This is a genomic window from Tepidimonas sediminis, assembly GCF_007556605.1.
GTDB classification, from domain to species: Bacteria; Pseudomonadota; Gammaproteobacteria; order Burkholderiales; family Burkholderiaceae_C; genus Tepidimonas; species Tepidimonas sediminis.
Genome location: NZ_VJND01000002.1, coordinates 205,770 through 231,350 on the forward strand (window position 1 = coordinate 205,770; position 25,581 = coordinate 231,350).

The 25,581-nt window shown below is 71.2% G+C and carries 30 protein-coding genes; 27 read left to right on the forward strand and 3 right to left on the reverse strand.

What is annotated here, in order from left to right; genetic code table 11:
- The first annotated feature begins 5 nt into the window (after positions 1–5).
- The 18 genes from Tsedi_RS02895 (at position 6) to Tsedi_RS02980 (ending at position 16,506) form a co-directional block, all read left to right on the forward strand.
- Positions 6–980, forward strand: coding sequence for a Tim44 domain-containing protein (locus Tsedi_RS02895; RefSeq protein WP_143893422.1), 975 nt, complete (start codon positions 6–8; stop codon positions 978–980).
- Positions 981–1,057: 77 nt separating this feature from the next.
- On the forward strand, positions 1,058–1,675 hold the full coding sequence (locus Tsedi_RS12150) for a hypothetical protein (RefSeq protein ID WP_185970560.1): 618 nt from the start codon (positions 1,058–1,060) through the stop codon (positions 1,673–1,675).
- The gene (gene ubiB / locus Tsedi_RS02905) at positions 1,672–3,225 is read left to right on the forward strand and encodes a ubiquinone biosynthesis regulatory protein kinase UbiB (RefSeq protein WP_143893424.1); all 1,554 of its coding nucleotides are present in this window, start codon (positions 1,672–1,674) and stop codon (positions 3,223–3,225) included. The genes Tsedi_RS12150 and ubiB overlap by 4 nt, the downstream gene beginning before the upstream one ends.
- 113 nt (positions 3,226–3,338) lie before the next feature.
- Entirely contained in the window at positions 3,339–3,650 is a 312-nt protein-coding gene (locus Tsedi_RS02910; RefSeq protein WP_143893426.1) for an FmdB family zinc ribbon protein, read from the forward strand.
- Complete coding sequence (locus tag Tsedi_RS02915; protein WP_246099150.1) at positions 3,637–4,311, forward strand: DUF502 domain-containing protein; 675 nt, start codon at positions 3,637–3,639, stop codon at positions 4,309–4,311. The genes Tsedi_RS02910 and Tsedi_RS02915 overlap by 14 nt, the downstream gene beginning before the upstream one ends.
- A 39-nt stretch (positions 4,312–4,350) precedes the next feature.
- A complete protein-coding gene (gene aspS, locus Tsedi_RS02920; RefSeq protein WP_143893430.1) occupies positions 4,351–6,144 on the forward strand; it encodes an aspartate--tRNA ligase in 1,794 nt (597 codons plus the stop codon).
- 43 nt (positions 6,145–6,187) lie between these two features.
- A complete protein-coding gene (locus Tsedi_RS02925) occupies positions 6,188–6,499 on the forward strand; it encodes an ElaB/YgaM/YqjD family protein (protein WP_143893432.1) in 312 nt (103 codons plus the stop codon).
- Positions 6,500–6,529: 30 nt separating this feature from the next.
- A complete protein-coding gene (locus tag Tsedi_RS02930; protein ID WP_143893434.1) occupies positions 6,530–6,940 on the forward strand; it encodes a phage holin family protein in 411 nt (136 codons plus the stop codon).
- Complete coding sequence (locus tag Tsedi_RS02935) at positions 6,909–7,271, forward strand: YqjK family protein (RefSeq protein WP_185970561.1); 363 nt, start codon at positions 6,909–6,911, stop codon at positions 7,269–7,271. Before Tsedi_RS02930 ends, Tsedi_RS02935 begins: the two co-directional genes overlap by 32 nt.
- Positions 7,272–7,275: 4 nt before the next feature.
- A complete protein-coding gene (gene motA, locus Tsedi_RS02940; RefSeq protein WP_143893438.1) occupies positions 7,276–8,133 on the forward strand; it encodes a flagellar motor stator protein MotA in 858 nt (285 codons plus the stop codon).
- A gap of 35 nt (positions 8,134–8,168) precedes the next feature.
- Complete coding sequence (motB, locus tag Tsedi_RS02945; RefSeq protein ID WP_143893440.1) at positions 8,169–9,131, forward strand: flagellar motor protein MotB; 963 nt, start codon at positions 8,169–8,171, stop codon at positions 9,129–9,131.
- Positions 9,132–9,160: 29 nt separating this feature from the next.
- The gene (cheY, locus tag Tsedi_RS02950) at positions 9,161–9,547 is read left to right on the forward strand and encodes a chemotaxis response regulator CheY (RefSeq protein WP_143893442.1); all 387 of its coding nucleotides are present in this window, start codon (positions 9,161–9,163) and stop codon (positions 9,545–9,547) included.
- 25 nt (positions 9,548–9,572) lie between these two features.
- Positions 9,573–10,226: a protein phosphatase CheZ gene (locus Tsedi_RS02955; protein WP_143893444.1), complete on the forward strand. Its 654-nt coding sequence runs from the start codon at positions 9,573–9,575 to the stop codon at positions 10,224–10,226.
- Positions 10,227–10,331: 105 nt separating this feature from the next.
- Positions 10,332–11,471: a flagellar biosynthesis protein FlhB gene (gene flhB / locus Tsedi_RS02960; RefSeq protein WP_143893446.1), complete on the forward strand. Its 1,140-nt coding sequence runs from the start codon at positions 10,332–10,334 to the stop codon at positions 11,469–11,471.
- Positions 11,472–11,503: 32 nt separating this feature from the next.
- Positions 11,504–13,597 carry a flagellar biosynthesis protein FlhA gene (flhA, locus tag Tsedi_RS02965; protein WP_143893448.1) on the forward strand — a complete coding sequence of 698 codons (2,094 nt, stop codon included), beginning with the start codon at positions 11,504–11,506 and terminating at the stop codon, positions 13,595–13,597.
- The gene (flhF, locus tag Tsedi_RS02970) at positions 13,594–15,132 is read left to right on the forward strand and encodes a flagellar biosynthesis GTPase FlhF (protein ID WP_143893450.1); all 1,539 of its coding nucleotides are present in this window, start codon (positions 13,594–13,596) and stop codon (positions 15,130–15,132) included. The genes flhA and flhF overlap by 4 nt, the downstream gene beginning before the upstream one ends.
- On the forward strand, positions 15,125–15,733 hold the full coding sequence (locus tag Tsedi_RS02975; RefSeq protein ID WP_143893452.1) for a hypothetical protein: 609 nt from the start codon (positions 15,125–15,127) through the stop codon (positions 15,731–15,733). Before flhF ends, Tsedi_RS02975 begins: the two co-directional genes overlap by 8 nt.
- Positions 15,734–15,780: 47 nt before the next feature.
- Positions 15,781–16,506, forward strand: coding sequence for an RNA polymerase sigma factor FliA (locus tag Tsedi_RS02980; protein WP_143893454.1), 726 nt, complete (start codon positions 15,781–15,783; stop codon positions 16,504–16,506).
- A gap of 41 nt (positions 16,507–16,547) precedes the next feature.
- On the opposite strand, the gene Tsedi_RS02985 is transcribed toward Tsedi_RS02980, so the two are convergent.
- From Tsedi_RS02985 to flgA, 3 genes are all read right to left on the reverse strand, one after another.
- Entirely contained in the window at positions 16,548–16,910 is a 363-nt protein-coding gene (locus tag Tsedi_RS02985; RefSeq protein WP_143893456.1) for a hypothetical protein, read from the reverse strand.
- 13 nt (positions 16,911–16,923) lie between these two features.
- The gene (gene flgM, locus Tsedi_RS02990; RefSeq protein ID WP_143893458.1) at positions 16,924–17,256 is read right to left on the reverse strand and encodes a flagellar biosynthesis anti-sigma factor FlgM; all 333 of its coding nucleotides are present in this window, start codon (positions 17,254–17,256) and stop codon (positions 16,924–16,926) included.
- An 88-nt stretch (positions 17,257–17,344) separates the two neighbouring features.
- Positions 17,345–18,136, reverse strand: a complete 792-nt coding sequence (gene flgA, locus Tsedi_RS02995; RefSeq protein WP_143893460.1) for a flagellar basal body P-ring formation chaperone FlgA — start codon at positions 18,134–18,136, stop codon at positions 17,345–17,347.
- A 193-nt stretch (positions 18,137–18,329) separates the two neighbouring features.
- Here flgA and flgB point away from each other — a divergent pair, with 193 nt between their 5' ends.
- From flgB to flgJ, 9 genes are read left to right on the forward strand one after another with little or no spacing between them, the layout of a single operon-like run.
- Positions 18,330–18,776, forward strand: coding sequence for a flagellar basal body rod protein FlgB (gene flgB, locus Tsedi_RS03000; RefSeq protein ID WP_143893462.1), 447 nt, complete (start codon positions 18,330–18,332; stop codon positions 18,774–18,776).
- Between the two features lie 17 nt (positions 18,777–18,793).
- Positions 18,794–19,198 carry a flagellar basal body rod protein FlgC gene (flgC, locus tag Tsedi_RS03005; protein ID WP_143893464.1) on the forward strand — a complete coding sequence of 135 codons (405 nt, stop codon included), beginning with the start codon at positions 18,794–18,796 and terminating at the stop codon, positions 19,196–19,198.
- Positions 19,199–19,217: 19 nt separating this feature from the next.
- Entirely contained in the window at positions 19,218–19,871 is a 654-nt protein-coding gene (locus Tsedi_RS03010) for a flagellar hook assembly protein FlgD (protein WP_143893466.1), read from the forward strand.
- Between the two features lie 48 nt (positions 19,872–19,919).
- A complete protein-coding gene (gene flgE / locus Tsedi_RS03015; RefSeq protein WP_143893468.1) occupies positions 19,920–21,209 on the forward strand; it encodes a flagellar hook protein FlgE in 1,290 nt (429 codons plus the stop codon).
- A 27-nt stretch (positions 21,210–21,236) separates the two neighbouring features.
- Positions 21,237–21,977 (forward strand): flagellar basal-body rod protein FlgF, encoded by a 741-nt coding sequence (gene flgF / locus Tsedi_RS03020; RefSeq protein WP_143893470.1) that lies wholly within the window; start codon positions 21,237–21,239, stop codon positions 21,975–21,977.
- A gap of 39 nt (positions 21,978–22,016) precedes the next feature.
- Positions 22,017–22,799 (forward strand): flagellar basal-body rod protein FlgG, encoded by a 783-nt coding sequence (gene flgG, locus Tsedi_RS03025; RefSeq protein WP_143893472.1) that lies wholly within the window; start codon positions 22,017–22,019, stop codon positions 22,797–22,799.
- A 25-nt stretch (positions 22,800–22,824) separates the two neighbouring features.
- On the forward strand, positions 22,825–23,514 hold the full coding sequence (locus Tsedi_RS03030) for a flagellar basal body L-ring protein FlgH (RefSeq protein WP_143893474.1): 690 nt from the start codon (positions 22,825–22,827) through the stop codon (positions 23,512–23,514).
- A 35-nt stretch (positions 23,515–23,549) separates the two neighbouring features.
- Positions 23,550–24,677, forward strand: coding sequence for a flagellar basal body P-ring protein FlgI (locus Tsedi_RS03035; RefSeq protein ID WP_143893476.1), 1,128 nt, complete (start codon positions 23,550–23,552; stop codon positions 24,675–24,677).
- A 1-nt stretch (position 24,678) separates the two neighbouring features.
- Entirely contained in the window at positions 24,679–25,563 is an 885-nt protein-coding gene (flgJ, locus tag Tsedi_RS03040) for a flagellar assembly peptidoglycan hydrolase FlgJ (RefSeq protein ID WP_143893478.1), read from the forward strand.
- The last annotated feature ends 18 nt before the right edge of the window (positions 25,564–25,581 follow it).

Genomic DNA, 25,581 nt, shown 5'->3' on the forward strand with positions numbered 1-25,581 from the left:
ATCGCATGAAGGCTCACGTGGGAACCTGGGTAGTGGTGGCGGCGCTGGCGCTGGGCTCGGCCGATGCGTCGTGGGCCAAGCGCCTGGGCGGTGGTGGCTCGGTGGGCAAGCAGTCCGCCAACGTGACGCAGCGCCAGGCCACGCCGGCGCAGCCGACCCCCGCCCAGCCGGCGCAGGCCCCGGCGGCGAAGCCGCAGCCACAGCCCGCACAGGCTGCCAGCCAGGCCGGCGCTGCTGCGGCCAAGCCGCGCACGCCGTGGGGCGCGATGCTGGGCGGGCTGGCCGCCGGGCTGGGGCTGGCGTGGCTGGCCTCCGCGCTGGGCTTCGGCGAGGCGTTTGCGCAGTTTCTGCTGATCCTGCTGCTGGTCGGCGCGGTGCTGGCCGTGGTGGCGCTGCTGCGCCGCGGCCGCGTGGCGGCGCCGCGGCCGGCGCTGGCCGGTGCCGGCGCCGGCGCCGAGCCGGTGATGCCGCGCAGCTACCAGCCGCACCACGTCGGCAACGACGCGGCGGCGCGGCCGTGGGAGCAGACCCAGTTCCAGGGCGCAGCCGCCGGCGGCCTGATCGGCAGCGCGCTGCAGGGGCCGCAGACCTGGGGCATTCCGGCCGGCTTCGACGTCGAGGGCTTCCTGCGCGCCTCGCGCGACAACTTCGTGCGCCTGCAGGCGGCGTGGGACCGCGGCGACGTGGCGACGCTGCGCGCGCTGATGACCGACGACATGCTGGCCGAGATCCGGGCCCAGCTGGCCGAGCGCGAGGCGCAGGGCGGCGCGCCCAACGTCACCGAGGTGGTGGCGCTGGACGCGCAGCTGCTCGGCATCGAGGACCGCGGCGACGAATACATGGCCAGCGTCGAGTTCTCCGGCCTGATCCGCGAGGATCCGGCCGAGGGACCGGCGCCGTTTCGCGAGGTGTGGAACATCACCAAGGCCAAGGACGGCCGCAGCGGCTGGCTGGTGGCCGGGGTGCAGGCGCTGCAGTGACCTGACGGGCCGCCCGCGGGGCGGCGAGCCGGAAAGAGCAGGGCGCGGGCGACGCCGATCCGGCACAATCCGCGGGCATGGACACGCCCCCGTTCCCCCGTCTGCGGCTGCCCGCGCTGCCGCCACCGCCGCCGTGGCTGCTGGCCGAGCTGCGCAACCGCGTCGTGCTGCTGCTCAACCACGTGCTGCAGCAGGAGCCCGAAGCGCAGCAGCGCCTGCGGCGTCAGGCCGGCAAATGCATCACCGTGCGTGCGCCCGCTCTGCTGCCGCCTGGCTGGGCGGCGGGGGCGGAGGGTGAGGCCCTGACGCTTCAGGTGACGTCGGCCGGTCTGCTGGCCGAGGCCGCGCCAGGGCAGGCCGCCGATCTCACGCTGAGCCTGCAGGCGGATTCGGCCACGGCGCTGGCGCAGCGGCTGCTGGCCGGGCAGCGTCCGCCGGTGGCCATCGCCGGCGACGTGCAGCTGGCCGCCGAGGTGGCGTGGCTGATCGACCACGTGCGCTGGGACGTCGAGGAGGATCTGGCGCGTCTGGTGGGTGACGCGGCCGCGCACACGCTGGCCGGATGGGCGCGCGCGCTGGCCGAGGCGCTGCGTACGCACGTGCTGCCGCGCGCCCGCACGCTGGCCGGGCGTGCCGCCGCGTGGCGCGGCGCGGCGAAGGAGGAACGCGCCGCCGGCGACGGAGCCGCCGCATGAGGCGCTGGCTGCGTGGCTGGTTCATCGTCTGGGTGCTGCTGCGCTACGGCCTGGACGAGCTGATCCTGTCCGGGTTCCGCCATCCGGCGCTGGCGCTGCTGCGCCGGCTGCTGACCATCGGGCGCGACCTGTCGGCACCGCGCGGGCAGCGCCTGCGCGAGGCGCTGGAGAGGCTCGGGCCGATCTTCGTCAAGTTCGGCCAGGTGCTCTCGACCCGGCGCGACCTGCTGCCGCCCGACATCGCCGACGAGCTGGCGCGGCTGCAGGACCGCGTGCCGCCGTTTCCGACCGAGGTCGCGGTGGCCACCATCGAGCGAGCCTACGGCCGGCCGCTGCACGAGGTGTTCGCCACCTTCGAGCGCGAGCCGGTGGCCAGCGCCTCGATCGCGCAGGTGCACTTCGCCACGCTGCGCGATGGCCGCGAGGTGGCGGTCAAGGTGCTGCGCCCCGGCATGCTGCCGGTGATCGAGAAGGACCTGGCGCTGATGCGCACGATGGCCGGCTGGGTGGAGCGGCTGTCGCGCGACGGCCGGCGCCTGAAGCCGCGCGAGGTGGTGGCCGAGTTCGACAAGTACCTGCACGACGAGCTCGACCTGATGCGCGAGGCGGCCAACGCCGCGCAGCTGCGCCGCAACATGGCGGGGCTGGATCTGGTGCTGATCCCGGAGATGCACTGGGACTGGTGCCGCAGCGACGTGCTGGTGATGGAGCGCATGCGCGGCGTGCCGATCAGCCAGGTCGAGCGGCTGCGCGCCGCCGGCGTCGACATCAAGAAGCTGGCGCGTGACGGCGTCACGATCTTCTTCACGCAGGTGTTCCGCGACGGCTTCTTCCACGCCGACATGCACCCGGGCAACATCCAGGTGTCGCTGGAGCCGCAGACCTTCGGCCGCTACATCTCGCTCGATTTCGGTATCGTCGGCACACTGACCGAGTACGACAAGGAGTACCTGGCGCAGAACTTCACCGCCTTCTTCCGGCGCGACTACAAGCGCGTGGCCGAGCTGCACATCGAGTCCGGCTGGGTGCCGCCGCAGACGCGCGTCGACGAGCTGGAGGCGGCGGTGCGCGCGGTGTGCGAGCCGTACTTCGACCGGCCGCTGAAGGACATCTCGCTCGGCATGGTGCTGATGCGGCTGTTCCAGACCTCGCGCCGCTTCAACGTCGAGATCCAGCCGCAGCTGGTGCTGCTGCAGAAGACGCTGCTCAACATCGAGGGGCTGGGCCGCCAGCTCGACCCCGACCTCGACCTCTGGAGCACCGCCAAGCCGTTCCTGGAGCGCTGGATGGTGGAGCAGGTGGGGCCGCGGCGGCTGTGGCGCGAGCTCAAGGCGCAGGCGCCGCATTACGCCAAGCTGCTGCCGCGGCTGCCGGTGCTGCTGCACGGTTACCTGCAGCAGCGCCCGGCCGACCTGCGCGCGCAGCTGGAGGCGCTGGTGCGCGAGCAGCGCCGCACGCAGCGCCTGTTGCTGATGGTGATCTACGTGCTGTTCGGCTTCGTCGCCGGGCTGATGGCGATGCAGTGGTGGCTGCGCGTGCGCCTGTGGTGAACGGCGCGCTGCGGGGGGCTTGAAAGGGCGCTCACGGGCCCGCACCTATAATGAGAAGTTTTGCATCCAAGCCTCCCGTTCGATTCGTTTTCTCATCACTTCCAGGTGCAGCCATGCCCATCTACGCGTACAAGTGCGAGTCCTGTGGCCACGCCAAGGACGTGCTGCAGAAGGTGTCGGACGAGCCGCTGAGCGTGTGCCCGGCGTGCGGTGCGCCGACGTTTCGCAAGCAGCTGACCGCCGCCGGGTTCCAGCTCAAGGGCACCGGCTGGTACGTGACCGACTTCCGCAACGGCAGCGGCGGGGCCGCCAAGGCCGCCGGCGCGGGCGCGGCAGCCGGTGCGACCGCCGAGTCCTCGGCGTCGTCGTCCGCTGGCGGCAAGGATGCCTCCACCCCCTGCGGGGCGGCCTGTGCCTGTCATTGAGCGCGCGCGCATCGGCGCGGCGCTGCGGCGCTGGCTGCTGTCGGGCCTGTTGGTGCTGGTCCCGCTCATCGTCACCCTTTGGGTGCTGGAGTGGGTCGTCTCGACGCTGGACCAGACGCTCAACATCCTGCCCGAGGCGTGGCAGCCGGAGCGCTGGCTCGGCATGCGCGTGCCGGGCATGGGCGTGCTGCTGGCGCTGGCCATCGTGCTCGGCATCGGGGCGCTGGCGTCCAACTACGTCGGCAACCAGCTGGTGGCATGGTGGCACGCGCTGCTGCAGCGCATCCCGGTGGTGCGCTCGATCTACTCCGGCGTCAAGCAGGTCTCCGACACGCTGCTGTCCGAGAAGGGCAACGCCTTTCGCCAGGCGCTGCTGGTGCAGTGGCCGCGCGAGGGCATGTGGACCATCGCCTTCCTGACCGGTGCGCCGGGTGGCGACGTCGCGCGCCACCTGCCGCCGCAGGACTACCTCAGCGTCTACGTGCCCACCACCCCCAACCCCACCGGCGGCTATTTCGTCATCGTGCACCGGCGCGACGTCGTGCCGCTGGCGATGAGCGTCGACGAGGCGCTGACCTACGTCATCTCGATGGGCGTCATCGTGCCGGGTGCACGCAAGCCCGGCGCGGCGGCGTCCGCCTCCCTGCCCGGCGCGGCCTGAAGCGGCGCCACCCCTGTTCCGTTGCAAGGTACCACTGCCATGCTCATGCGCTCCCACTACTGCGGTCTGGTCACCGAGGCCCTGATCGGTCAGGCCGTCACCCTGTGCGGCTGGGTCAACCGTCGGCGCGACCACGGCGGCGTCATCTTCATCGACCTGCGCGACCGCGAAGGCACCGTGCAGGTGGTCTGCGACCCGGACCGCCCCGAGATGTTCGCCACCGCGGAGGGGCTGCGCAACGAGTACTGCATCCAGGTCAAGGGCGTGGTGCGCGCGCGCCCCGAAGGCACCGTCAACGAGGCCATCCGCAGCGGCAAGGTCGAGGTGCTGTGCCACGCCATCGAGGTGCTCAACCCGAGCGTGACGCCGCCGTTCCAGCTCGACGACGACAACCTGTCGGAGACCACGCGCCTGACCCACCGCGTGCTGGATCTGCGCCGTCCCTACATGCAGCGCAACCTGATGCTGCGCTACCGCGTCGCGATGGAGGTGCGCAAGTTCCTGGACGCCAACGGCTTCATCGACATCGAGACGCCGATGCTGACCAGGAGCACGCCCGAGGGCGCGCGCGACTACCTGGTGCCCAGCCGCGTGCATGACGGCATGTTCTACGCGCTGCCGCAGTCGCCGCAGCTGTTCAAGCAGCTGCTGATGGTGGCCGGCTTCGACCGCTACTACCAGATCACCAAGTGCTTCCGCGACGAGGACCTGCGTGCCGACCGCCAGCCCGAGTTCACGCAGATCGACATCGAGACCTCGTTCATGACCGAGCAGGAGATCCGCGACCTGTTCCAGGCCATGATCAAGACGGTGTTCGCCAACACCATCGGGGTGGATCTGGGCGACTTTCCCGTCATGCCCTACGCCGAGGCGATGGCACGCTACGGCTCCGACAAGCCCGACCTGCGCGTCAAGATGGAATTCACCGAGTTGACCGACGTCATGAAGGACGTCGAGTTCAAGGTGTTCTCCGGGCCGGCCAACCAGCCGGGCGGCCGCGTGGTGGCGCTGCGCGTGCCGGGCGGCGCGCAGCTGTCGCGCAGCGAGATCGACGCCTACACCGAGTTCGTCAAGATCTACGGCGCCAAGGGGCTGGCCTGGATCAAGGTCAACGACCTGGCCGCCGGCCGCGACGGGCTGCAGTCGCCGATCGTCAAGAACCTGCACGACGCGGCCCTGCAGGCCATCCTGCAGCGCAGCGGCGCGCACAACGGTGACCTGCTGTTCTTCGGTGCCGACAAGGCCAAGATCGTCAACGACGCCATCGGCGCGCTGCGCGTCAAGATCGGCCACAGCGAGTTCGGGCGCAGGAACGGCCTGTTCGAGGACCGCTGGGCGCCGCTGTGGGTGGTGGACTTCCCGATGTTCGAGTACGACGAGGAGGAGGGCCGCTGGGTGGCGGTGCACCACCCGTTCACGGCGCCGAAGGACGGCCACGAGGAGCGGATGGCGACCGACCCGGGGACGTGCCTGGCCAAGGCGTACGACATGGTGCTCAACGGCTGGGAGCTGGGCGGCGGCTCGGTGCGCATCCATCGCGCCGACGTGCAGCGCAAGGTGTTCGCCGCGCTCAACATCGGTGAGCAGGAGGCGCGCGCCAAGTTCGGCTTCCTGCTCGATGCGCTGCAGTACGGCGCGCCGCCGCACGGCGGGCTGGCGTTCGGGCTCGATCGCCTGGTGACGCTGATGACCGGAGCCGAGTCGATCCGCGACGTGATTGCCTTCCCGAAGACGCAGCGCGCCCAGTGTCTGCTGACGCATGCGCCCAGCCCGGTGGACGAGAAGCAGTTGCGCGAGCTGCACATCCGCCTGCGCAACCCGCAGCCGGCGTGATACAGTGGGAGCGGATCGTCTGTTTGCGACAAAGGAGGTCACGATGACGGATACGACGCTCAACCCGAAGGACAAGCTGGTGGCCGACCTCAAGGTCGTGGTGGCCGACGCCGAGGAACTGCTGGCGGCCACCGCCCACAGCACCGGCGAGCGCGTGGCCGAGCTGCGCGAGCGGCTGCAGGAAAACCTGCGCAACGCGCGCCATCGTCTGGCCGACGTCGAGGCCGCGCTGCGCGAGCGTACGCGCGAGGTCGCCAAGGCCACCGATCACTACGTGCACGAGCACCCCTGGAAGGCCATCGGCGTGGCTGCCGGCATCGGCCTGCTGGTGGGCATGCTGATTGGGCGGCGCTGAGCGGCGCCGTCGACGGGGACGGCCACGGTCATGGCGACCCCCGGTCCGGGTGCCGACCCGGAACCGCTGGCGCAGGCTGCGCGCGGCTGGCTGCGCGACGCGCTGGAGCTGGCGCGGGTGCGGCTGGCGCTGCTCGGCGTGGAAGCGGGCGAGCACGCGCTCGCCTGGGCGCGCGCGCTGGCGTGGCTGCTGGCCGCCGCGCTGCTGCTGCCGGTGGGGCTGGTGTGCCTGCTGGTGCTGCTGACCGTGCTGCTGTGGGAATCGCACCGCGTGCTGGCGCTGGCGCTGGCCAGCGGGGTCCTGCTGGCCACCGGCGTGGCGGCGGCCTGGATCGGCTGGCACGGGCTGCGCGGGGTGGCGTGGTTCGCCGCCAGCCGTGCCGAGCTGGCGCGTGACGTGGAGCGGTTGCGTGGCGGGCGCGACGCGGCCCCCCGGGCCTGAGGTGCCGGCCGGCGCGCAGGCGCGGCTGGCGGCGCGCCGCGCGGCGCTGCTGCAGCGTTCGGCCGAGCTGCGCGAGCGGCTCGCGCTGCACGCCGCGGCGCTGGAGCCGGCGTTGGCCGCCGCCGACTCGGTGCGCGAGGGCTGGCGCTGGCTGCGTGCGCATCCATGGGTGCCGCTGGCCGCGGCCGGGGTGCTGCTGCTGCGCCGTCCGCGTCGGCTGTTCGGGTTGGTGCTGCTGGCGTGGCGCGGCTGGCGCCTGTGGCGGCGCGTGCCGCCGCGCTGGCGCGGCTGGCTGGCCGATAGAATGAGTGTGGGCTCAACCCTCAGGTAGCGCCATGTTCGTCATCATCGGCTGGGTGATCGTCCTCGCCTGCATCTTCGGGGTATTCATCGCCCACGGCGGCAACATCGGCGTCATCCTGAAGGCGCTGCCGTTCGAGATGGCCACCATCTTCGGCGCGGCCATCGGCGCCTTCATCGCCGGCAACATGATGCCGGTGCTCAAGGGCGTCGGCCGCGGGCTGGGGCGCTGCTTCAAGGGGTCGCACTACACCAAGGAGCGCTTCATGGATCTCCTGGCGCTGCTGTACGACATCCTGCAGAAGGCGCGCAAGGAGGGCCTGATGGCCATCGAGGGCGACGTCGAGAACCCCGAGGCCTCGCCGCTGTTCCAGAAATACCCCACGATCGCCAGCGACCACCACACGGTGGAGTTCATCACCGACTACCTGCGTCTGATGGTCTCGGGCAACCTCAACGCGCACGAGATCGAGGCCATCATGGACGCCGAGCTCGAGACCCACCACGCCGAGGAGCACGCGGCGGTGGCGGCGCTGGCGCGCCTGGCCGGGGCGCTGCCGGCGTTCGGCATCGTCGCTGCGGTGCTGGGCGTGGTCAACACGATGGGCTCGGTCGGCCAGCCGCCGGCGGTGCTGGGCGGCATGATCGGCTCCGCGCTGGTCGGTACCTTCCTCGGCATCCTGCTGGCCTATGCATTCGCCGAGCCGCTGGCCAGCCTGCTGGAGCAGAAGGTGGAGGAGGCCAGCAAGGAGTTCCAGTGCATCAAGACCACGCTGCTGGCCAGCATGCAGGGCTACGCGCCGATGACCGCGATCGAGTTCGGTCGCAAGGTGCTGTTCTCCACCGCCCGGCCCACCTTCGGTGAGCTGGAGCAGCACGTCAAGAAGAAGTGACCGCGGCTGTGGCCGCCTGCTGAAACCGAATCGCCATGGCCGCTTCCGGCAAGCCGCTGCAGCCGATCATCATCAAGCGCGTCAAGAAAGGCGGGCACGGCGCGCACGGCGGCGCCTGGAAGATCGCCTACGCCGACTTCGTCACGGCGATGATGGCGTTCTTCCTGCTGATGTGGCTGCTGGGCTCCACCACCGAAGGTGACCGCAAGGGCATCGCCGACTACTTCAACCAGCCGCTGAAGGTGATGCTGTTCGGCGGGCCGGGCTCGGGTGGCGCCACCAGCATCCTTCAGGGCGGCGGCGACGACCTGACCAAGAGCGTGGGCGAGGTGGCCAGCGGTGAGGTCGAACAGAAGGTGCGCGAGCTCGGGGCGCAGCTGGCGCGCGCCGAGGCGATCCGGCAGGACAAGCAGCGCATCGCCACGCTGCGCGACAAGATCGAGAACATCATCAACGTCAACCCGCGCCTGGCCGAGTACAAGAACCAGATCCGGCTGGAGATGGTGCAGGACGGGCTCTACATCCAGATCGTCGACGAGCAGAACCGCCCCATGTTCGACACCGGCAGCGCGCTGGTCAAGCCCTACATGCGTGACATCCTGCGCGCCATCGCCGAGGTGCTGCAGGAGGTCGACAACCGCATCTCGCTGTCGGGCCACACGGACGCCACGCCGTACGGCACCGGCGAGCGCGCCTACAGCAACTGGGAGCTGTCGGCCGACCGCGCCAACGCGACGCGGCGCGAGCTGGTGGCCGCCGGATTGCCGGAGGGCAAGCTGGCGCGCGTCGTGGGCATGGCCGACAAGCAGCTGCTGTTTCCGGACAACCCGTTCGACCCCCGCAACCGCCGCATCAGCATCCTGGTGCTGACCCGTGAGGCCGAGGAGCGCATGACCAAGTCGCTGGAGGCCGCCACCGAGGTGTCCGACGGCGGCGAGGCGCAGCAGGCGGTGGGCGAGGCCGCCGCGCGCGTCGGCGCGGGCGGCGCGTCGCGCTAAACTAGGCGCCCATCCGGACGGAGTCTTCCATGGCCCAAGTGCGCTTCCTGATCGTCGACGACTTCTCCACGATGCGGCGCATCGTGCGCAACCTGCTCAAGGAGCTGGGGCACACCGATGCCGACGAGGCCGAGGATGGCTCGGTGGCGCTGCACAAGCTGCGCAACGGCAAGTTCGACATGGTGATCACCGACATCAACATGCCGAACATGAACGGCTTCGAGCTGCTGACCAGCATCAAGTCCGACGAGAAGCTCAAGCACATCCCGGTGCTGATGGTCACCGCCGAGGCACGCAAGGAGGACATCATCGCCGCGGCGCAGGGCGGGGCGGCCGGCTACATCGTCAAGCCGTTCACCAAGGCGACGCTGGAAGAAAAGCTCACCAACATCTTCCGCAAGATGGGCTGGGCCTGATGCGCCGAGCCGGGGAGGACGGGCCGTGACCGAACATGCCACCACCAGCCCCGCCGACGGCAAGGGCGACATCTACCAGCGGCTGGGCGAGATCACGCGCCAGTTGCACGAGGCGCTCAAGGAGCTCGGCTACATGCCGGCGCTGAAGGACGCGGTGGGCGAGCTGCCCGACGCGCGCAGCCGGCTGGAATACATCGCCCGTCTGACCGGCGAGGCCGCCGAGAAGGTGCTCAACCACGTCGACGAGGCCAAGGCCGACCAGCAGACCGTCATCGAGGCCAGCCGCCAGCTGGTGCAGACCATCGGCGGCGTGCCGGGTCTGAAGTGGGCGATGCCCGAGCTGCTGGAGTGGTCGCACAAGATCCAGGCCGCCGCCGAGCGCACCGACCAGCACCTCACCGAGATCATGATGGCGCAGGACTTCCACGACCTGACCGGCCAGGTGATCAAGAAGGTGGTGGCGCTGGCCGGCACGCTGGAGCAGCAGCTGGTGCAGCTGCTGGTGGAGACGGCTTCGTACACGGCCGAGGGCGGCGCCGAAGCGGGCGGGCAGGCCGGGGGTGGCGCGGCGGGCGGCCGGCGTGAGCTCTCCGGCCCGGTGGTCAACCCCGAGGGCCGCACCGACGTCGTCACCAGCCAGCAGCAGGTCGATGACCTGCTGGCCAGCCTCGGCTTCTGAGGCCGGTGGCGCGATAACCGGGTCCGTGGCGGCCTTCCTCGCGCTTTAGAAAGCGCCGGCCGCGACCCACAATGCGGCTGAAGCAGCCCCGCTGCCTGAGCCGCCATGGAATCCACCCAGGACAAGAACCAACCCGCCACGCCACGGCGTCTGCAGAAGGCCCGCGAGCAGGGCCAGGTGCCGCGGGCGCGCGACCTGACGCACCTGGTGGTGCTGGGGGGCGGGTTGAGCCTGCTGTGGGCGACGCTGCCGTGGGGCTATGAGCGGCTGCGCGCCACGCTGCGCGCCGGCCTGCGCTTCGACGCCGCGGCGGTGCGCGAGCCGCGCGTGATGCTGGAGCAGCTCGCCGGGGCCCTGCTGCAGGGGCTCAGCCTGGTGCTGCCGCTGGGGCTGGCGCTGATGGCGCTGGTGGTGGTGGCGCTGGTGGCGGCCGGCTCGGTCACGCTCAGCGTCAAGCCGCTGGCACCGGACTTCTCCAAGATCGGCCCGCTCAGCGGTCTGAAGCGCCTGTTTTCGCGCCAGCAGCTGTTCGAGGTGCTCAAACTCCTGGCCATCACGGCGCTGATCGCCGCCATCGGCGGCTGGTACGTGGCCACGCACGTGGAGGACTTCGCCAGCCTGCTGCTGCGGCCACTGGAGGCGGCGCTGACGCAGGCCGGGCAGTGGTTCATGGTGGGCGTGGCGGCGATGCTGTCGATCGTGCTGCTGGTGGCGGCGGTGGACGTGCCGCTGCAGCAGTACCTGTATCGACACAACCTGCGCATGTCGCTGCAGGAGGTCAAGGACGAGTACAAGGAAACCGAGGGCAATCCGCAGATCAAGAGCCGCCGGCGCCAGCGCGCGCGCGAGATCGCCTACGGTCAGAGCGTGCGCCGCGTGCCCGAGGCCGACGTGGTGGTGATGAACCCGACGCACTACGCGGTGGCGCTGCGCTACGACGAGGCCACCATGGCCGCGCCGCACGTCATCGCCAAGGGCGCGGACCTGCTGGCGCTGCGCATCCGCGACCTGGCGCGCGAGCACCGCGTGCCGGTGCTGGAGGCGCCGATGCTGGCGCGCGCCCTCTACGCCCACACCGAACTCGACCAGCCGGTGCCGGCGGCGCTGTTTTCCGCCGTGGCGCAGGTGCTGGCCTACGTGTACCGCCTGCGTGCCGCGCTGCGCGGCCAAGGCCCGCTGCCCAAGCCGCCGCGGCCCGAGGTGCCGCTGGAGCTCGACCCGCTGCACGGCCGCGGGCCGCGCTGAGACCTCCTTCTGTCTGAACTCGAACGACGACGATGAACGCCGCCCTGCAGTCGCTGCAACAGACGCTGGCCCCGCTGCGCGGCCACGGCCAGGCGCTGGCCGCCCCGATCCTGGTGATGCTGGTGCTGGCTATGCTGGTGCTGCCGCTGCCGCCGTGGCTGCTGGACACCTTCTTCACGCTCAACATCGGCATTGCGCTGACCGTGATGATGGTGGCCGCCTACATGAAGCGGGCGCTGGACTTCACGGCCTTCCCAACCGTGCTGCTGCTGACCACGCTGCTGCGGCTGTCGCTCAACGTCGCCTCCACGCGCGTGGTGCTGATGGAGGGCCACACCGGCCCGGGCGCGGCCGGGGCGGTGATCGAGGCCTTCGGCACCTTCCTGATCGGCGGCAACTTCGCCGTCGGCCTGATCGTGTTCCTGATCCTGGTGGTGATCAACTTCGTCGTCATCACCAAGGGCGCCGAGCGCATCGCCGAGGTCGGCGCGCGCTTCACCCTGGACGCGATGCCGGGCAAGCAGATGGCCATCGACGCCGACCTCAACGCCGGCCTGATCGACCAGGCCGAGGCCAAGCGGCGCCGCGCCGAGGTCGCGGTGGAGGCCGACTTCTTCGGCAACATGGACGGCGCTTCCAAGTTCGTGCGCGGTGATGCCATCGCCGGCATCCTGATCCTGCTGATCAACATGATCGGCGGCTTTGCCATCGGCATGCTGCAGCACGGGCTGACGCTGGAGCAGGCCGCGCACAGCTACATCACGCTGTCGGTGGGCGACGCGCTGGTGGCGCAGGTGCCGGCGCTGTTGATCTCGGTGGCGGCGGCGATGGTGGTCTCGCGCGTCGGCAAGGACGAAGACCTGGGTCAGCAGATCGTCAGCCAGATGCTGGATTCGCCCAAGGTGCTGGGCGTCACCGCCGGCGTGCTGGCGCTGCTGGGCGTCATCCCCGGCATGCCCAACGGCGTGTTCCTGCTGTTTGCGCTGCTGGCCGGCGGCACGGCCTGGTGGCTGGTGCAGCAGCGCCGCCGCGCCGAGCAGGCCAAGGCGCAGGCGGCGCAGCAGGCCCCGGCGGCCGCACCGGATGCCGAGGCCACCTGGGACGACCTGCAGCCGGTGGACCTGCTGGGGCTGGAGCTCGGCTACCGTCTGATCACGCTGGTGGACCGCAGCCGCCGCGGCGACCTGCTGACGCGCATCAAGGGCGTGCGCAAGAAGTTTGCGCAGGACGTGGGCTTTTTGCCGCCGCCGGTGCACGTGCGCGACAACCTCGAGCTCAAGCCGAGCGGCTACCGCATCACGCTGCGCGGTGTGGTCGTCGGCGAAGGCGAGGTGTTTCCGGGTCAGTTCCTCGCCATCAACCCCGGTCACATCCGCACGCCGCTGATCGGCCAGGCCACCACCGACCCGGCGTTCGGCCTGCCGGCCACGTGGATCGACGAGCGCCAGAAGGAAAGCGCGCAAATGGCGGGCTACACCGTCGTTGATGCGGAGACCGTGCTGGCCACGCACCTGTCACACTTGATGCAGGTGCATGCGGCGCGGTTGCTGTCGCGCACCGAGGTGCAGGAGCTGGTGGAGCACGTGCGCAAGCTGGCCCCCAAGCTCATCGACGAAGTCATTCCGACCATGGTGCCGATCGGCGTGTTCCAGAAGGTGCTGCAGCTGCTGCTGGAGGAAGGCGTGCACATCCGCGACATCCGCACCATCGTCGAGACGCTGGCGGAGCACGCCGGCAGCACGCAGGATCCGCAGGAGCTGGCGCGGCGCGTGCGCGTGGCGCTGGCCCCGGCGATCGTGCAGCAGCTCTACGGCCCGCTGGAGGAGCTGGAGGTCATCGCCATCGAGCCGCAGCTGGAGCGCATCCTGGTGCAGGCGCTCAGCCCCAGCGGCAACGGGGTGCTCGATCCCGGCGTGGCCGACATGCTGACGCGCTCGGCCGCCCAGGTGGCGCAGCGGCAGGAAGAGGCGGGGCTGCCGGCCGTGCTGCTGGTGCCCGACGCCATCCGGCAGGCCATGGCGCGCCTGCTGCGCCGCGCCGCGCCGCGCCTGGCGGTGCTGGCGCACAGCGAGATCCCTGACACCCACACCATCCGCATCGGCCCGATCCTTGGAGAGCCCGCATGAACGCGCAACGCTTCGTCGCCCCCAATTCGCGCGAGGCCATGGCCCAGGCGCGCGCCGCCTTCGGCGAGCAGGCCGTGATCCTGTCCACGCGCTCCACGCCCGACGGCTTCGAGGTCGTGGCCACCTCGGAGGAGGCGCTGGCGGCGCTGGCCGCGCAGGCCAGCCCGCGCCTGCAGCCGGCCGCCGAGACGCGCCTGCCCGAGTCGCGCGCGGCGCGGCCGGCGCGCGCGCCGCTGCAGCAGCGCGCCGCCGCGCAGCTGCCGCCGGTGTCGCCCGACAGCAGCGTGGCGCAGGACGCCGTGACGCTGGCGATGAGCACGCTGTCGTTCCAGGAGTACGTGCGCGAGCGCATGCTGCGCAAGCGCCAGGCGGCGCTGGAGGGGCGTCTGGAAGCGGCCGAGCCACCCGCGCGCGCGCCGCGGCGCGAGGCGCCGGCGGCGGCGCCGCAGCCGCCGCTGGCACCGCGAGGCGCCGAGGTGACGCTGAGCTTCGGCGCGACGGCGGCGCCTGCCGCGGCCAAGGCCGCGCCGAGCCGGCCCGCCGCCGCGGCCACGCCTTCGGCCGCGCCCGCGGCGCCGTCGGCGGCGGCGCAGCTGACCGCGCAGCTGGAGGGGCTCCGGCAGATGGTGGAGGAGCGCTTCCAGACGCTGGCGTGGCTGGGCCAGTCGCGCCTGAACCCGATCCAGTCGACGCTGATGCACAAGTTCATCCGCGCCGGCTATTCGCCCACCGTGGCGCGCGCGGTGCTGGAGCGGCTGCCGGCGCAGCTGGACGCCGCCGGCGCCTGGCGCTGGGTGCTGGACGTGCTGGCGCACAACCTGCGCGTGGCGCGCGAGCCCGGCCTGCCGTGCGACGAAGGCGGCATCTTCGCGCTGGTCGGCCCCACCGGCGTGGGCAAGACCACCACGGTGGCCAAGCTGGCGGCCCAGTGCGTCAAGGCCTACGGCGCCGGCAGCGTCGGCCTCATCACGCTGGACACCTATCGCGTGGCCGGCTTCGAGCAGCTGCGTGCGTACGGCCGCATGCTGGGCGTGGTGGCGCACCAGGCGCACGACCAGGCCGCGCTGCAGGATCTGCTGGAGCTGCTGGCCGGCAAGCGCATGGTCATCATCGACACGCCGGGGCTGGCGCAGCGCGATCCGCGCCTGCAGGACATGCTGGCGCTGCTGCAGGCGCCCGCGGTGCGCAAGCTGCTGGTGCTGGACGCCGGCCGCCATGGCGACACGCTGGACGACGTGGTGCAGACCTACAAGGGGCTGGGCCTGCATGGCACGGTGCTGTCCAAGGTCGACGAGGCGGCCAAGCTCGCGCCGGCGCTCGACGCGCTGATCCGCCACCAGCTGCCGCTGCGGGGCCTGAGCACCGGCCAGCGCGTGCCGGAGGACTGGCAGCGGCCGGAGGCGGCTACGCTGGTGCGCATGTCGATGGGCGGCAATGGCAAGTCGCCGTTCGAGCCGCAGCGCGACGAGCTGCCGTACTTCTTCGCCGATGCGGCCGCCGGCGCGTGGCAGCCGCAGGGGGCTGGCCATGCTTGATGCGCGGCGCCTGGCACATGACCAGGCCGCCGGGCTGGCGGCCTGGGGGCTGCAGCCGCCGCTGCGCGTGGTGGCGCTGATCGAGGTGGGCGAGGCCGCCGCGGCGCTGGCGCGGCGCCTGGCCGCAGGTTGCGCGCGGCTCGGGCTGGAGGCCGTCGGCGTGGAGGGGCCGCCGTCGCTGTGGCATGACGCACCGCCGGCCGACGTCTGGCTGTGGTGCGCCGAGGCGCAGGTGCTGGCGCGCTGGTGGCCAGGGGACGGCGCGCGCCCGCTGGTGCCGCTGCTTGCGCAGCCCGAGGCCATCGTCGGCGCCTACCGGGCGCTGAAGCTGCTGCGCCAGCACGCGCTGGCACCCGCGGTCGTTGCGCTGGCGCGCCAGCCGGGCGAGGAGCCGGCGCTGGCGGCGGCGCTCAGCGCGCTGCGGCGCACCTGCGCGCAGCACCTGTCCTGGCAGCCGGTGGCCTGGACGCTCGGGTATCATGACGCGTGTCATCCCTGCGGGGACGCGGCCGCCGACGATGCGGTGGTCACGCGGGTGCTCGAGGTCGCCTGGCTGCTGGAGGGCGAGCCGATGCAGCGGAGGCCGATGGCGACATGCTGACCGCCTGCGCGCGTGTCCCCGGGATCCGCCCGATGCCGGAGCTTTGCATGTACACCCCCAAGGGCACGCTGGACCGCGACGCCCAGCTGCGCCAGTACGCGCCGCTGGTGCACCGCATCGCGCACCTGATGATCGCGCGCCTGCCCCCCAGCGTCGAGCTCGACGACCTGATCCAGGTCGGCATGATCGGGCTGACCGAAGCGCTGGCGCGCTACGAGCCGTCGATGGGGGTGCAGTTCGAGACGTTCGCCAGCCAGCGCATCCGCGGCGCCATGCTCGACGAGCTGCGCGACGCCGACTGGATGTCGCGCGGCTCACGCAAGCTGCAGAAGGACATCGAGGGCGCGATCCACCGACTGGAGCAGCGGCTGCAGCGGCCGCCGCGCGAATCCGAGATCGCCGAGGAACTGGGGATGACGCTGGCACAGTACCACGAGACACTGGCGCGCATGCGCGGCACGCAGCTGGTCTACCTGGAGGATCTGGGCAGCGGCAAGGGCGGTGAGGAGGACGAGGGCTTCCTCGACCGCTACCTGCCCGAGGACGGAGACGCCGACCCCGAGCGCATCCTGGCCGACCAGCGCATGCGTGCGGCACTGGTGGAGGCCATCGGCAAGCTGCCCGAGCGCGAGCAGTACGTCATGAGCATGTACTACGAGCACGACATGAACCTGAAGGAGATCGCCGCCGTGCTCGGGGTGACGGAGTCGCGCGTCAGCCAGCTGCACTCGCAGGCCGTGGCGCGCCTGCGCGCGCGGCTGCGCGAACACTGAGCGGGGTGGGGCGGGGGCGCGCAGTCCCCCTTCGACAGACGTCAGCGCGGCCAGCCGCGCGGTGCCGGGCGTTGCCCCAGGCGGGCGTAAGCCTGCAGCGCGTCCTGCGGCAGCAGCGTCTGCAGCGCGGCGCGTGCCTGCGCATCCAGGCGGGCCTGCAGCTCGTGCAGGGTCTGCAGCCGGGCGGCCAGGCGCTCCACGAGCGGGGCCGGCGGTGCCTCGCGCAGGGCGGCCAGCAGCGGGCGCGCCTGGACGAACGCGTGCGCCAGCCGCTCGCACGCCGCGGCAAAGGCGTCGGCGTCGAGCTGGCCGGCGGCGTGTCGGGTGGCGGTCTCCAGCGCGGCGTCGAGCTCGCGCAACAAGCCCTCCAGCGTGGTGACGGGGTCGGTGGGCGCCGGCTGCATCGTGGCCGGCGGGTCAGCCGCGCGCGCGCGGCCCGGCAGCGGCCACGCCCAGCATCTCGCGGGCGCTGGCCAGCAGACGGTCGGCGATGGCCTCGGCGTTGACCGAGAAGCTGCCGTTCTGGATCGCGGTGCGCATCGCTTCGACCTTGGCGGCGTCGAACACGTCGGTGCCCGAGCGCGCCACGCCGTTGGTCATGGCCTGCGTCACCGGCGAGAGCTTGACCGTGCTGGCCGCGGACTCAGCCGCCGGCGCGGACGCGACCGGGCCCGCCCCGGGATCGGGACGCTTGGGCGTGGCCGCAACCGGCGTTCCAAACTTGGCGTCAGGCGACTGGTTGATCTTCATGGTGACTCTCCAGACCCGCAAACCGGGCCCTGCTGAGAGCCATATCGGCGACAAGCGGCCGAACTTTAGCGCTTTTTGCGGTGCCGCGCTACAGCGCCAGCTCCACCGTCGTGGCGTCGACCACCGTGCCCAGCACCACGCGCTTGCCCGGCAGGCGCACGCGCACGGTCTCGCCCAGATGCCCTGGGCCCAGCGCCTCGCCGGTGGCGGTCAGGGTGAAGCCCTGGCCCTGCACGCGCACCTTCACCGTGCTGCCGGTGGCGAACACCTGCGGCGCGCGCACGCTGCCGGCACGCAGCACCTGCCCGGCCGGCAGTGCCCGCACCGCCTGCAGGCCGACCCAGTCCTCGGCACGCGCCAGCACCGGCTGGCGCTCGGCCGTCCACTCCACCTCGCTGGCGGCGGCGTGCGCCGGCTCCAGGGGCGTGCCGGCGGCCACCGGCTGGCGCAGCACCCAGCCCGGTCCCCACACGCGCACCTGGATCGGCAGGAAGACGTTCCAAGGTACCGCGCCCTGCGCACAGCGCAGCCCGATGCGCGTGCGCCCCCACAGGCGCGTGCCCGGCGGCAGGTAAGGCTCCACGCGCTGACACGGAGCCAGCCGCAGCCGGGCATCCAGACTGCCGACCTCCACCTCGACGCGCAGCCGCACCGGCAGGGCTGTCTCGCGCATCTGGGCGTCGGCCTGTGCCTGCAGCCAGGCGGCCATGCCGTCGCGCCAGGCGGGCGAGCCCAGCGCCGGCGCTTCGGCCGCCGCCCAAGCCGCCGGCCCCAGCAGCCACGCGAGCAGCCACGCCAGCCAGCGCCGCCGCGCGGCGGCCCGGCCGCGTGCCGGCGGGGGCACGGGGGCCGGCGGCAGGGTTGGGCGCGTGGGTTGCATGATCCGGCACTGTAGGGACGACCCGCCCGCGGGAAAAGCCGCAAAAGCCGGTGGTGCGCCCCCTTCATCGGGGCTTTGCGTGATCTCAAGTTTTCGACAATGCCGGCGAACGGGGCTCCGGCGCCGCCTCCACCCAGGCGATCCGGGGCCGTCTCCGGGCCCGAGGCCCGCATCCCGCCCGACGGAGGCCGCCATGTTGAACCGCATGACCGAGCGCATGGACTTTCTGGGTCAGGCGCTGCAGCTGCGCGCCTGGCGCCAGCAGGTCATCGCCAGCAACATCGCCAACGCCGACACGCCCGGCTACGTGGCGCGCGAGGTGGATTTCCGTGCCGCGCTGCAGCAGGCGCGCGCCGGCGGGCCGGCCGTCGCCCCGGCGCTGCAGGCCGGCCAGGCGCCCGCGCTGGCGCTGGCCGGCGACGACGCGCGCCACCTGCGTACCGTGCACAGCGCCGCCGGCGTCATCGACCGCAGCCGCCTCACCTACCAGGTGCGCACGCAGCCGGCGCTGGACCAGAACACCGTCGATCTCGATCAGCAGCGCGCCAACTTCGCCGACAACGCGGTGCAGTACGAATCGACGCTGCGCTTCATCAACGGCCACGTCAAGACGATGCTGGCCGCCATCCAGGGCCAGTGAGCGGGGAGGGCTGAGCCATGTCCATGCTGCGCATCTTCGACGTCTCGGGCAGCGCGCTGGCGGCGCACTCGCAGCGCCTCAACACCGTGGCCAGCAACCTGGCCAACGCCGACGCGGTGGCCGGGCCGGACGGCCAGGCCTACAAGGCGCGCCAGGTGGTGTTCCAGACCGTGCCGATGGGCGAGCCGGCCTCCGCCGGCGTCAAGGTCCGCACCATCGTCGAGAGTGACGCGCCCAACCGCCGCGTCTACAACCCGCACCACCCGAGTGCCGACGCGCAGGGCTACGTGACCTACTCCAACGTCAACCCGGTGGAGGAGATGGTCAACATGATCGCCACCGCGCGCTCTTACCAGAACAACGTCGAGGTCATGAACACGGCCAAGACGCTGCTGCTCAAGACCCTGCAGATGGGCCAATGATCTCCCGGGAGGCGACGCCATGTTCCTGACCCCATTGTCCAACGACCAGATCGAAAGCTACAACGCCCGCGGCGGCGCGCAGGCCGACCAGACCGACCCGAAGGCGATGCAGGAGCGTTTTCTGAAGCTCTTCGTCGCGCAGCTCAACAACCAGGACCCGCTCAACCCGCTGGACAACGCCCAGATGACCACCCAGATGGCGCAGATCAATCAGGTGGTGGGCCTGCAGCAGGTCAACGAAACGCTCAAGAGCCTGGCCAGCCAGTTCGGCATGGTCGGCGCGCTGCAGGGCGTGCAGTTGGTCGGCCGCACCGTGGCCAGCGAGGGCAATGGCCTCGTGGTCGACGGGGAGCAGGCGCGCGGCGCCTTCAACCTCGGCGCCGCCGCCGACCGCGTCACGGTGGAGATCCTCGGCCCGGCCGGCGAGGTGCTCGGCACCGTCGACCTCGGCCAGCGCGGAGCCGGCCTGCAGACGTTCGCGTGGCCGCTGGGCGGCGTCGATCCGGCTTCGGTGCGTTCGATCCGCGTCAACGCCACCGCCGGCGGCCAGGCCGTCACCGCCACGCCGCTGGCGCTGCACCAGGTGCAGTCGGTCGGCATGGTGGAAGGCAGCCTGCGCCTGCGCACCGACGGCGGCACGCTCGGCTACGACCAGGTGCTCGCCTTCCTCTGATCCGTCTTCTCGTTCTCGAACCGCTTTCGCCCGCACAAGGAGCACGCCATGAGCTTCGGAACCGGCCTCTCGGGCCTCAACGCCGCCAGCAAGAACCTCGACGTCATCGGCCACAACATCGCCAACGCCAACACCACCGGCTTCAAGAACCAGCGCGCCGAGTTCGCCGAGATGTACGCGATGGCGCTCGGTGCCGCGGGGGGCAGCAACGGCGGCATCGGCGTCAGCGTCGCCAACGTCGCGCAGCTTTTCACGCAGGGCAACATCAAGATCACCGGCAACAACCTGGACCTCGCGATCAACGGGGAGGGGCTGTTCAAGGTGCGCATGACCGACGGCTCGGTGGCCTACACCCGCAACGGCGAGTTCAAGCTAGACAAGGAAGGCCGCATCATCACCAACAACGGGGCGCGTCTGCAGGGGTACCTGCCGCCGGCGCCGGGAGCACCGATTCCGGTCGGCGCGACGACGGACCTGGTGTTGCCGACGGGCGCGGCGATTGCGCCCAGGGCGACGGGGTCGTCCACGGTTAATCCAGGTATTTTTATTACGGCGAATTTGCCGGCAACGGCCGCGGTTCAGGGATCCCCCGCTTCCCCGCTAACAGCTGACCAGAAAAAATACGGGACTGTTGTCAATATTTACGATCAGCAGGGTAATGCAATACCGCTTCAAATTTATTTCGTCAAGACTGCGCCAAATCAGTGGAGCGTGATTGGTCGCGTCGATGGAGCGACGCCATGGCAAGACTCCCTTGGAACGGTCAACTTCGATGCCGCAGGCGAAGTGAGCAACACTACCCCAGCGCCGCTACAATTGCCCGCCAATGCTCTGGCTGCCGACTCTTATTCGGCTGGCGTGCCTTCGGCTAACTTCCCCCCCAACCCGATTAACATCAACATCGGCCAAACCGGCGCCTGGACGCTGACCCAATACGGCAGCCCGTTCGCCGTCTATGACTTGAAGCAGGACGGCTACGCGCCGGGCGAGCTGTCGTCGATCGTGATCAGCGAGCAGGGCATCATCACCGCGCGTTATTCCAATGGCGTCTCGCAGGACGCCGGGCAGGTGGCGCTGGTTCGCTTCCGCAACCTGCAGGGGTTGGAGCCGGTCAACGGCGGCTACTGGCGTGAGACATTCACGTCGGGGCAGCCGATCGAGGGGCAGCCGCTGACGGGCCGCTTTGGCTCGATCCGGCAAAACGCCCTGGAAGAATCCAACGTCGACCTGACCCAGGAGCTGGTCAACATGATCGTGGCGCAGCGGCACTACCAGGCCAACGCGCAGACGATCAAGACGCAGGACCAGGTGCAGCAGACGCTGGTCAACCTGCGCTGACCGCCAGCCTGAACGGGGAGCACCGCCATGGACCGGGTCGTCTTCACCGCCGCGTCGGGGGCCAAGGCCGCGATGCACCGCCACCAGGTCATCGCGCACAACCTGGCCAACGTCACGACGACCGGCTTTCGCGCCGAGCTGTCGACGTTCCGCGCGGTGCCGCTGCGCGGCGAGGGCGCCACCACCCGCGTGCACGCGCTGGAGGCCACGCCCGGCTACCTCGACAAGCCCGGCAACCTGCAGAGCACCGGCCGGCCGCTGGACGTGGCGGCGGTGGGGCGCGCGTTCTTCGCCATCCAGGCGCTGGACGGCACCGAGGCTTACACCCGCGCCGGCGCGCTGCAGATCGACGCGCAGGGCCAGCTGGTCGGCTTCAACGGCCTGCCGATGCTGTCCACCGCCGGCGCGCCGATCCAGGTGCCCAACGACGCGCAGGTCACCATCGGCCGCGACGGCACCGTCAGCGCCAAGGTCGGCAACGAGGCGCCGCAGGTGCTGGGCCGCCTCAAGCTCGTGACGCCCCCGGAGGGGCAGCGCCTGCAGCGCGGCGAGGACGGGCTGTTTCGCAGCCCCGACGGCCAGCCGTTGCCCGCGGATGAGGCGGCGCGGCTGGTCGACGGGATGCTGGAGGGCTCCAACGTCGACCCGATCGCGGCGATGGTCGACATGATCGCCGCCACCCGCCTGTACGAGGCCCAGATGCGCCTGGTGCAGAGCGCCGAGCGCAACGACCAGACCGCTGCGCAGCTGCTCAGCGTCAGCGCCTGAAGCCCGCTTCGCCTCCTCCCCGATATCGGAGAACCCGTCATGATCAACTCGCTGCACATCGCCAAGACCGGCATGCAGGCCCAGCAGACGCAGCTGGACGTCATCGCGCACAACCTGGCCAACGTGGCCACCGCCGGCTTCAAGCGCGGCACGGCGCTGTTCGAGGATCTGATCTACCAGAACCTGCGCCAGGTCGGCGGCAACACCGCCGACAACGCCGAGCTGCCCACCGGGCTGCAGATCGGCCTGGGCGTGCGCACGGTGGCCACGGCGCGCACCTACAGCCAGGGCAACCTGCAGCAGACCGACAACAACCTGGACGTGGCGATCAACGGCAACGGGTTCTTCCGCGTGCAGCTGCCCGACGGCACCATCGCCTACACGCGCGACGGCAGCTTCAAGCTCAACAACCAGGGCCAGATCGTCACCAACCAGGGCTACCTGCTGGTGGATTCCCCCACCGTGCCGGACAACGCCCGCGGCCTGACGATCGGCAAGGACGGCGTCATCACCGTCCTCGTGCCCGGCCAGGCGCAGCCGCAGCAGATCGGCCAGATCACGCTGGCCAACTTCATCAACCCCGCCGGACTGGAGCCGATGGGGCAGAACCTGTTCCTCGAGTCGCAGGCCTCCGGCGCGCCCAATGAGGGCACGCCCGGCGCGGAAGGGTTCGGCCAGGTGCTGCAGGGCTTTCTGGAGAGCTCCAACGTCAACGTCGTGCAGGAGCTGGTCAACATGATCCAGACCCAGCGCGCCTACGAGCTCAACTCCAAGGCCGTGACCACGTCCGACCAGATGCTGCAGCGCCTGACGCAGCTGTGACACCTAACCCTGCCGGAGCCTTGCCATGAACGCCGCCCGCCGCCTGCTCGCCGTGGTCGCCGCCGCCTTGCTGGGGGGCTGCGCGACGCTGTCCCAGATCCCGGACGTCGACCTTGCGAAGCCGCCCGAGGACGGCATCCGCTATCCCCAGACGCGCCCGGCCGCGGCCGAGGCGCCCAGCGGCTCGCTCTACACCCCGGTCGCGTACCGGCCCGGCTTCGAGGATCACCGCGCGCGCCTGCCGGGTGATGTGCTGACGATCCAGATCACCGAGTCGCTCACCGCCTCGCAGAGCGCCAAGACCGACGTCAAGCGCGACAGCAGCCTGGGGGCCAGCGTGTCGGCGTTTCCGTTCACGCCGGCCTCCATCCTGGGCGACCTGACCGCCGGCGCCAAGTCCAACAACGCCTTCAAGGGCGACGGCAAGACCGAGGCCAGCAACACCTTCCGCGGCTCCATCACCGCGGTGGTCACCGAGGTGCTGCCCAATGGCCACCTGGTCGTCATTGGCGAAAAGCAGATCGGCGTCAACCAGGCGGTGGACGTGCTGCAGTTCAGCGGCACGGTGGACCCGCGCGCCATCCAGCCCGGCAACGTCGTGCCCAGCACCCAGGTGGCCAACGTGCGCGTGCTGTCGCGCGGCCGCGGGGCGCCGGCCGATGCGCAGACATTTGGCTGGTTGGCGCGCTTCTTTTTGACGCTTTTGCCGTTCTAAAGTTTTTCCACAATCGGTTCACGAGGTGATGCGCGATGAACCGATGGACGTTTCTCCCCCGCGGGCTGCTGGCCGCCATGACGATCATGGCCGCCTCGGCCCTGATGCCGACCCCGGCGCAGGCCACGCGCGTCAAGGACGTGGCCGCCGTGCAGGGCGTGCGCAGCAACCAGCTGGTCGGCTACGGCCTGGTGGTGGGGCTGGACGGCACGGGCGACGGCAACAACGCCTACACCACCCGCAGCCTGGCCAACTTCATGCAGCAGATGGGCATCAGCCTGCCGCCGGGCGTGACGGTGCAGCCGAAGAACGTCGCCGCGGTGCTGGTGACGGCCGATCTTCCGGCCTTCGCCCGGCCGGGACAGACGATCGACGTGACGGTATCGTCGGTCGGCAGCGCCAAGTCGCTGCGCGGCGGCACCCTGATCCAGACCCCGCTGCGCGGCGCCGACGGGCAGGTCTATGCGCTGGCGCAGGGCAGCCTGGTGGTGGCCGGCGCCGGGGCCTCGGCCGGTGGCAGCAGCGTCACCGTCAACCATCTGAATGCCGGCCGCATCCCCAACGGCGCGCTGGTGGAGCGCACCGTGCCGACGCCGCTGCTGCTGGGCGAGACGGTGACGCTGGCGCTGCGCGCCGACGACTTCCAGACCGCCTCGCGCGTGGCCGCGGCGATCAACCGCGCCATCGGCGACGGCACGGCGCAGGCACTGGACGGCCGCACCGTGCAGGTGCGCGCGCCGCGCGACCCCAACGAGCGGGTGACGTTCCTGGCCAGCCTCGAGGAGCTGCCGGTGGAGCTGGCCACGCCGACCGCGCGCGTCGTCTTCAACGCCCGCACCGGCTCGGTGGTGCTGAACCAGGCGGTCAAGCTGGCCCCGGCGGCGATCGCCCACGGCAACCTCTCGATCAGCATCAGTTCCACCCCGCAGGTCAGCCAGCCGCCGCCGCTGGCGCCCCAGGGCGCGCAGACCGTCGTCACCGAGAAGGCCGACATCCAGATCCAGCAGGACGGCGGCAAGATCATCGAGGTGGAGGCCTCCGCGCAGCTCGCGGACGTGGTGCGCGCGCTCAACAAGCTGGGTGCCACGCCGCAGGATCTGCTGGCCATCCTGCAGGCGCTCAAGGCGGCCGGGGCGCTGAAGGCCGAGCTGGAGGTGATCTGACATGGTGGCCGACGTGCGCTTCACCCTGGGGGCCGACGCCGCGCGCGGGCTGGCGGCGGATGCCCGCAGCCTCGACGCCCTCAAGGGCGCCGCCGGCCGCGACCCGAAGGCGGCGCTGAAGGAGACCGCCCGTCAGTTCGAGGCGCTGTTCATGCGCGAACTGCTCAAGTCCATGCGCGAGGCGACGATGAAAAGTGGCCTGATGGACAACGAAGGCAGCGACCTCGGCATGGACCTGCTCGACGAGCAGTGGGCGGTCAAGATGACCGGCCTGCCGGGGGGCTTGAGCGAAATGATCGAGCGCCAGTTGCAGCAGCAGATCGACCCCGCCGCGCGGCCGGGCGCGGCGCAGAGCGGCGCTGCGCCGGCCACCGCCGCAGCCTCCGTGCCCGACGGGGCCGTGCGCCCGAGCGCCGCACAGGCCGCCTTCGTCGAGCGCCACCGCGCGGTGGCGCAGCAGGTGCAGCGCGAGACCGGCATCCCGGCCGCGTTCATGATCGGCCAGGCCGCGCACGAGACCGGCTGGGGCCGCAGCGAGATCCGCACCGCCGACGGCGGCAACTCGCACAACCTGTTCGGCATCAAGGCCGGCCCGGGCTGGACCGGCAAGGTCGCCGAGGTCACCACCACCGAATACGTGGACGGCCAGCCGCGCAAGGTGGTGCAGCGCTTCCGCGCCTACGACAGCTACGCCGAGGCGTTCCGCGACTACGCGCGCCTGATCACCGGCAGCCCGCGCTACCAGGCGGTGCTGCGCAACCTGCACTCGCCGCAGGCGTTCGCCCAGCAGCTGCAGCAGGCCGGCTACGCCACCGACCCGCAGTACGCGGCCAAGCTCAGCCGCGTCATCAACACCACGCTGCAGCTGCAGCGCGCGCTGGCCTGAGCTGAGGACCGGAGGCCG

What these genes read in the sequence shown, in the direction of transcription:
- flgA (WP_143893460.1), bottom strand. Translation starts at nt 18,136, where the DNA reads ATGCAACCCACGCGCCCAACCCTGCCGCCGGCCCCCGTGCCCCCGCCG.
- flgJ (WP_143893478.1), top strand. Translation starts at nt 24,679, where the DNA reads ATGGTGGCCGACGTGCGCTTCACCCTGGGGGCCGACGCCGCGCGCGGG.
- Tsedi_RS02925 (WP_143893432.1), top strand. Translation starts at nt 6,188, where the DNA reads ATGACGGATACGACGCTCAACCCGAAGGACAAGCTGGTGGCCGACCTC.
- flgC (WP_143893464.1), top strand. Translation starts at nt 18,794, where the DNA reads ATGTCCATGCTGCGCATCTTCGACGTCTCGGGCAGCGCGCTGGCGGCG.
- Tsedi_RS12150 (WP_185970560.1), top strand. Translation starts at nt 1,058, where the DNA reads ATGGACACGCCCCCGTTCCCCCGTCTGCGGCTGCCCGCGCTGCCGCCA.
- flhF (WP_143893450.1), top strand. Translation starts at nt 13,594, where the DNA reads ATGAACGCGCAACGCTTCGTCGCCCCCAATTCGCGCGAGGCCATGGCC.
- Tsedi_RS02975 (WP_143893452.1), top strand. Translation starts at nt 15,125, where the DNA reads ATGCTTGATGCGCGGCGCCTGGCACATGACCAGGCCGCCGGGCTGGCG.
- Tsedi_RS02910 (WP_143893426.1), top strand. Translation starts at nt 3,339, where the DNA reads ATGCCCATCTACGCGTACAAGTGCGAGTCCTGTGGCCACGCCAAGGAC.
- flhB (WP_143893446.1), top strand. Translation starts at nt 10,332, where the DNA reads ATGGAATCCACCCAGGACAAGAACCAACCCGCCACGCCACGGCGTCTG.
- ubiB (WP_143893424.1), top strand. Translation starts at nt 1,672, where the DNA reads ATGAGGCGCTGGCTGCGTGGCTGGTTCATCGTCTGGGTGCTGCTGCGC.
- flhA (WP_143893448.1), top strand. Translation starts at nt 11,504, where the DNA reads ATGAACGCCGCCCTGCAGTCGCTGCAACAGACGCTGGCCCCGCTGCGC.
- flgF (WP_143893470.1), top strand. Translation starts at nt 21,237, where the DNA reads ATGGACCGGGTCGTCTTCACCGCCGCGTCGGGGGCCAAGGCCGCGATG.
- flgB (WP_143893462.1), top strand. Translation starts at nt 18,330, where the DNA reads ATGTTGAACCGCATGACCGAGCGCATGGACTTTCTGGGTCAGGCGCTG.
- cheY (WP_143893442.1), top strand. Translation starts at nt 9,161, where the DNA reads ATGGCCCAAGTGCGCTTCCTGATCGTCGACGACTTCTCCACGATGCGG.
- Tsedi_RS02985 (WP_143893456.1), bottom strand. Translation starts at nt 16,910, where the DNA reads ATGCAGCCGGCGCCCACCGACCCCGTCACCACGCTGGAGGGCTTGTTG.
- aspS (WP_143893430.1), top strand. Translation starts at nt 4,351, where the DNA reads ATGCTCATGCGCTCCCACTACTGCGGTCTGGTCACCGAGGCCCTGATC.
- motA (WP_143893438.1), top strand. Translation starts at nt 7,276, where the DNA reads ATGTTCGTCATCATCGGCTGGGTGATCGTCCTCGCCTGCATCTTCGGG.
- Tsedi_RS03010 (WP_143893466.1), top strand. Translation starts at nt 19,218, where the DNA reads ATGTTCCTGACCCCATTGTCCAACGACCAGATCGAAAGCTACAACGCC.
- motB (WP_143893440.1), top strand. Translation starts at nt 8,169, where the DNA reads ATGGCCGCTTCCGGCAAGCCGCTGCAGCCGATCATCATCAAGCGCGTC.
- flgM (WP_143893458.1), bottom strand. Translation starts at nt 17,256, where the DNA reads ATGAAGATCAACCAGTCGCCTGACGCCAAGTTTGGAACGCCGGTTGCG.
- Tsedi_RS02895 (WP_143893422.1), top strand. Translation starts at nt 6, where the DNA reads ATGAAGGCTCACGTGGGAACCTGGGTAGTGGTGGCGGCGCTGGCGCTG.
- Tsedi_RS03030 (WP_143893474.1), top strand. Translation starts at nt 22,825, where the DNA reads ATGAACGCCGCCCGCCGCCTGCTCGCCGTGGTCGCCGCCGCCTTGCTG.
- Tsedi_RS02930 (WP_143893434.1), top strand. Translation starts at nt 6,530, where the DNA reads ATGGCGACCCCCGGTCCGGGTGCCGACCCGGAACCGCTGGCGCAGGCT.
- flgE (WP_143893468.1), top strand. Translation starts at nt 19,920, where the DNA reads ATGAGCTTCGGAACCGGCCTCTCGGGCCTCAACGCCGCCAGCAAGAAC.
- Tsedi_RS02980 (WP_143893454.1), top strand. Translation starts at nt 15,781, where the DNA reads ATGTACACCCCCAAGGGCACGCTGGACCGCGACGCCCAGCTGCGCCAG.
- flgG (WP_143893472.1), top strand. Translation starts at nt 22,017, where the DNA reads ATGATCAACTCGCTGCACATCGCCAAGACCGGCATGCAGGCCCAGCAG.
- Tsedi_RS03035 (WP_143893476.1), top strand. Translation starts at nt 23,550, where the DNA reads ATGAACCGATGGACGTTTCTCCCCCGCGGGCTGCTGGCCGCCATGACG.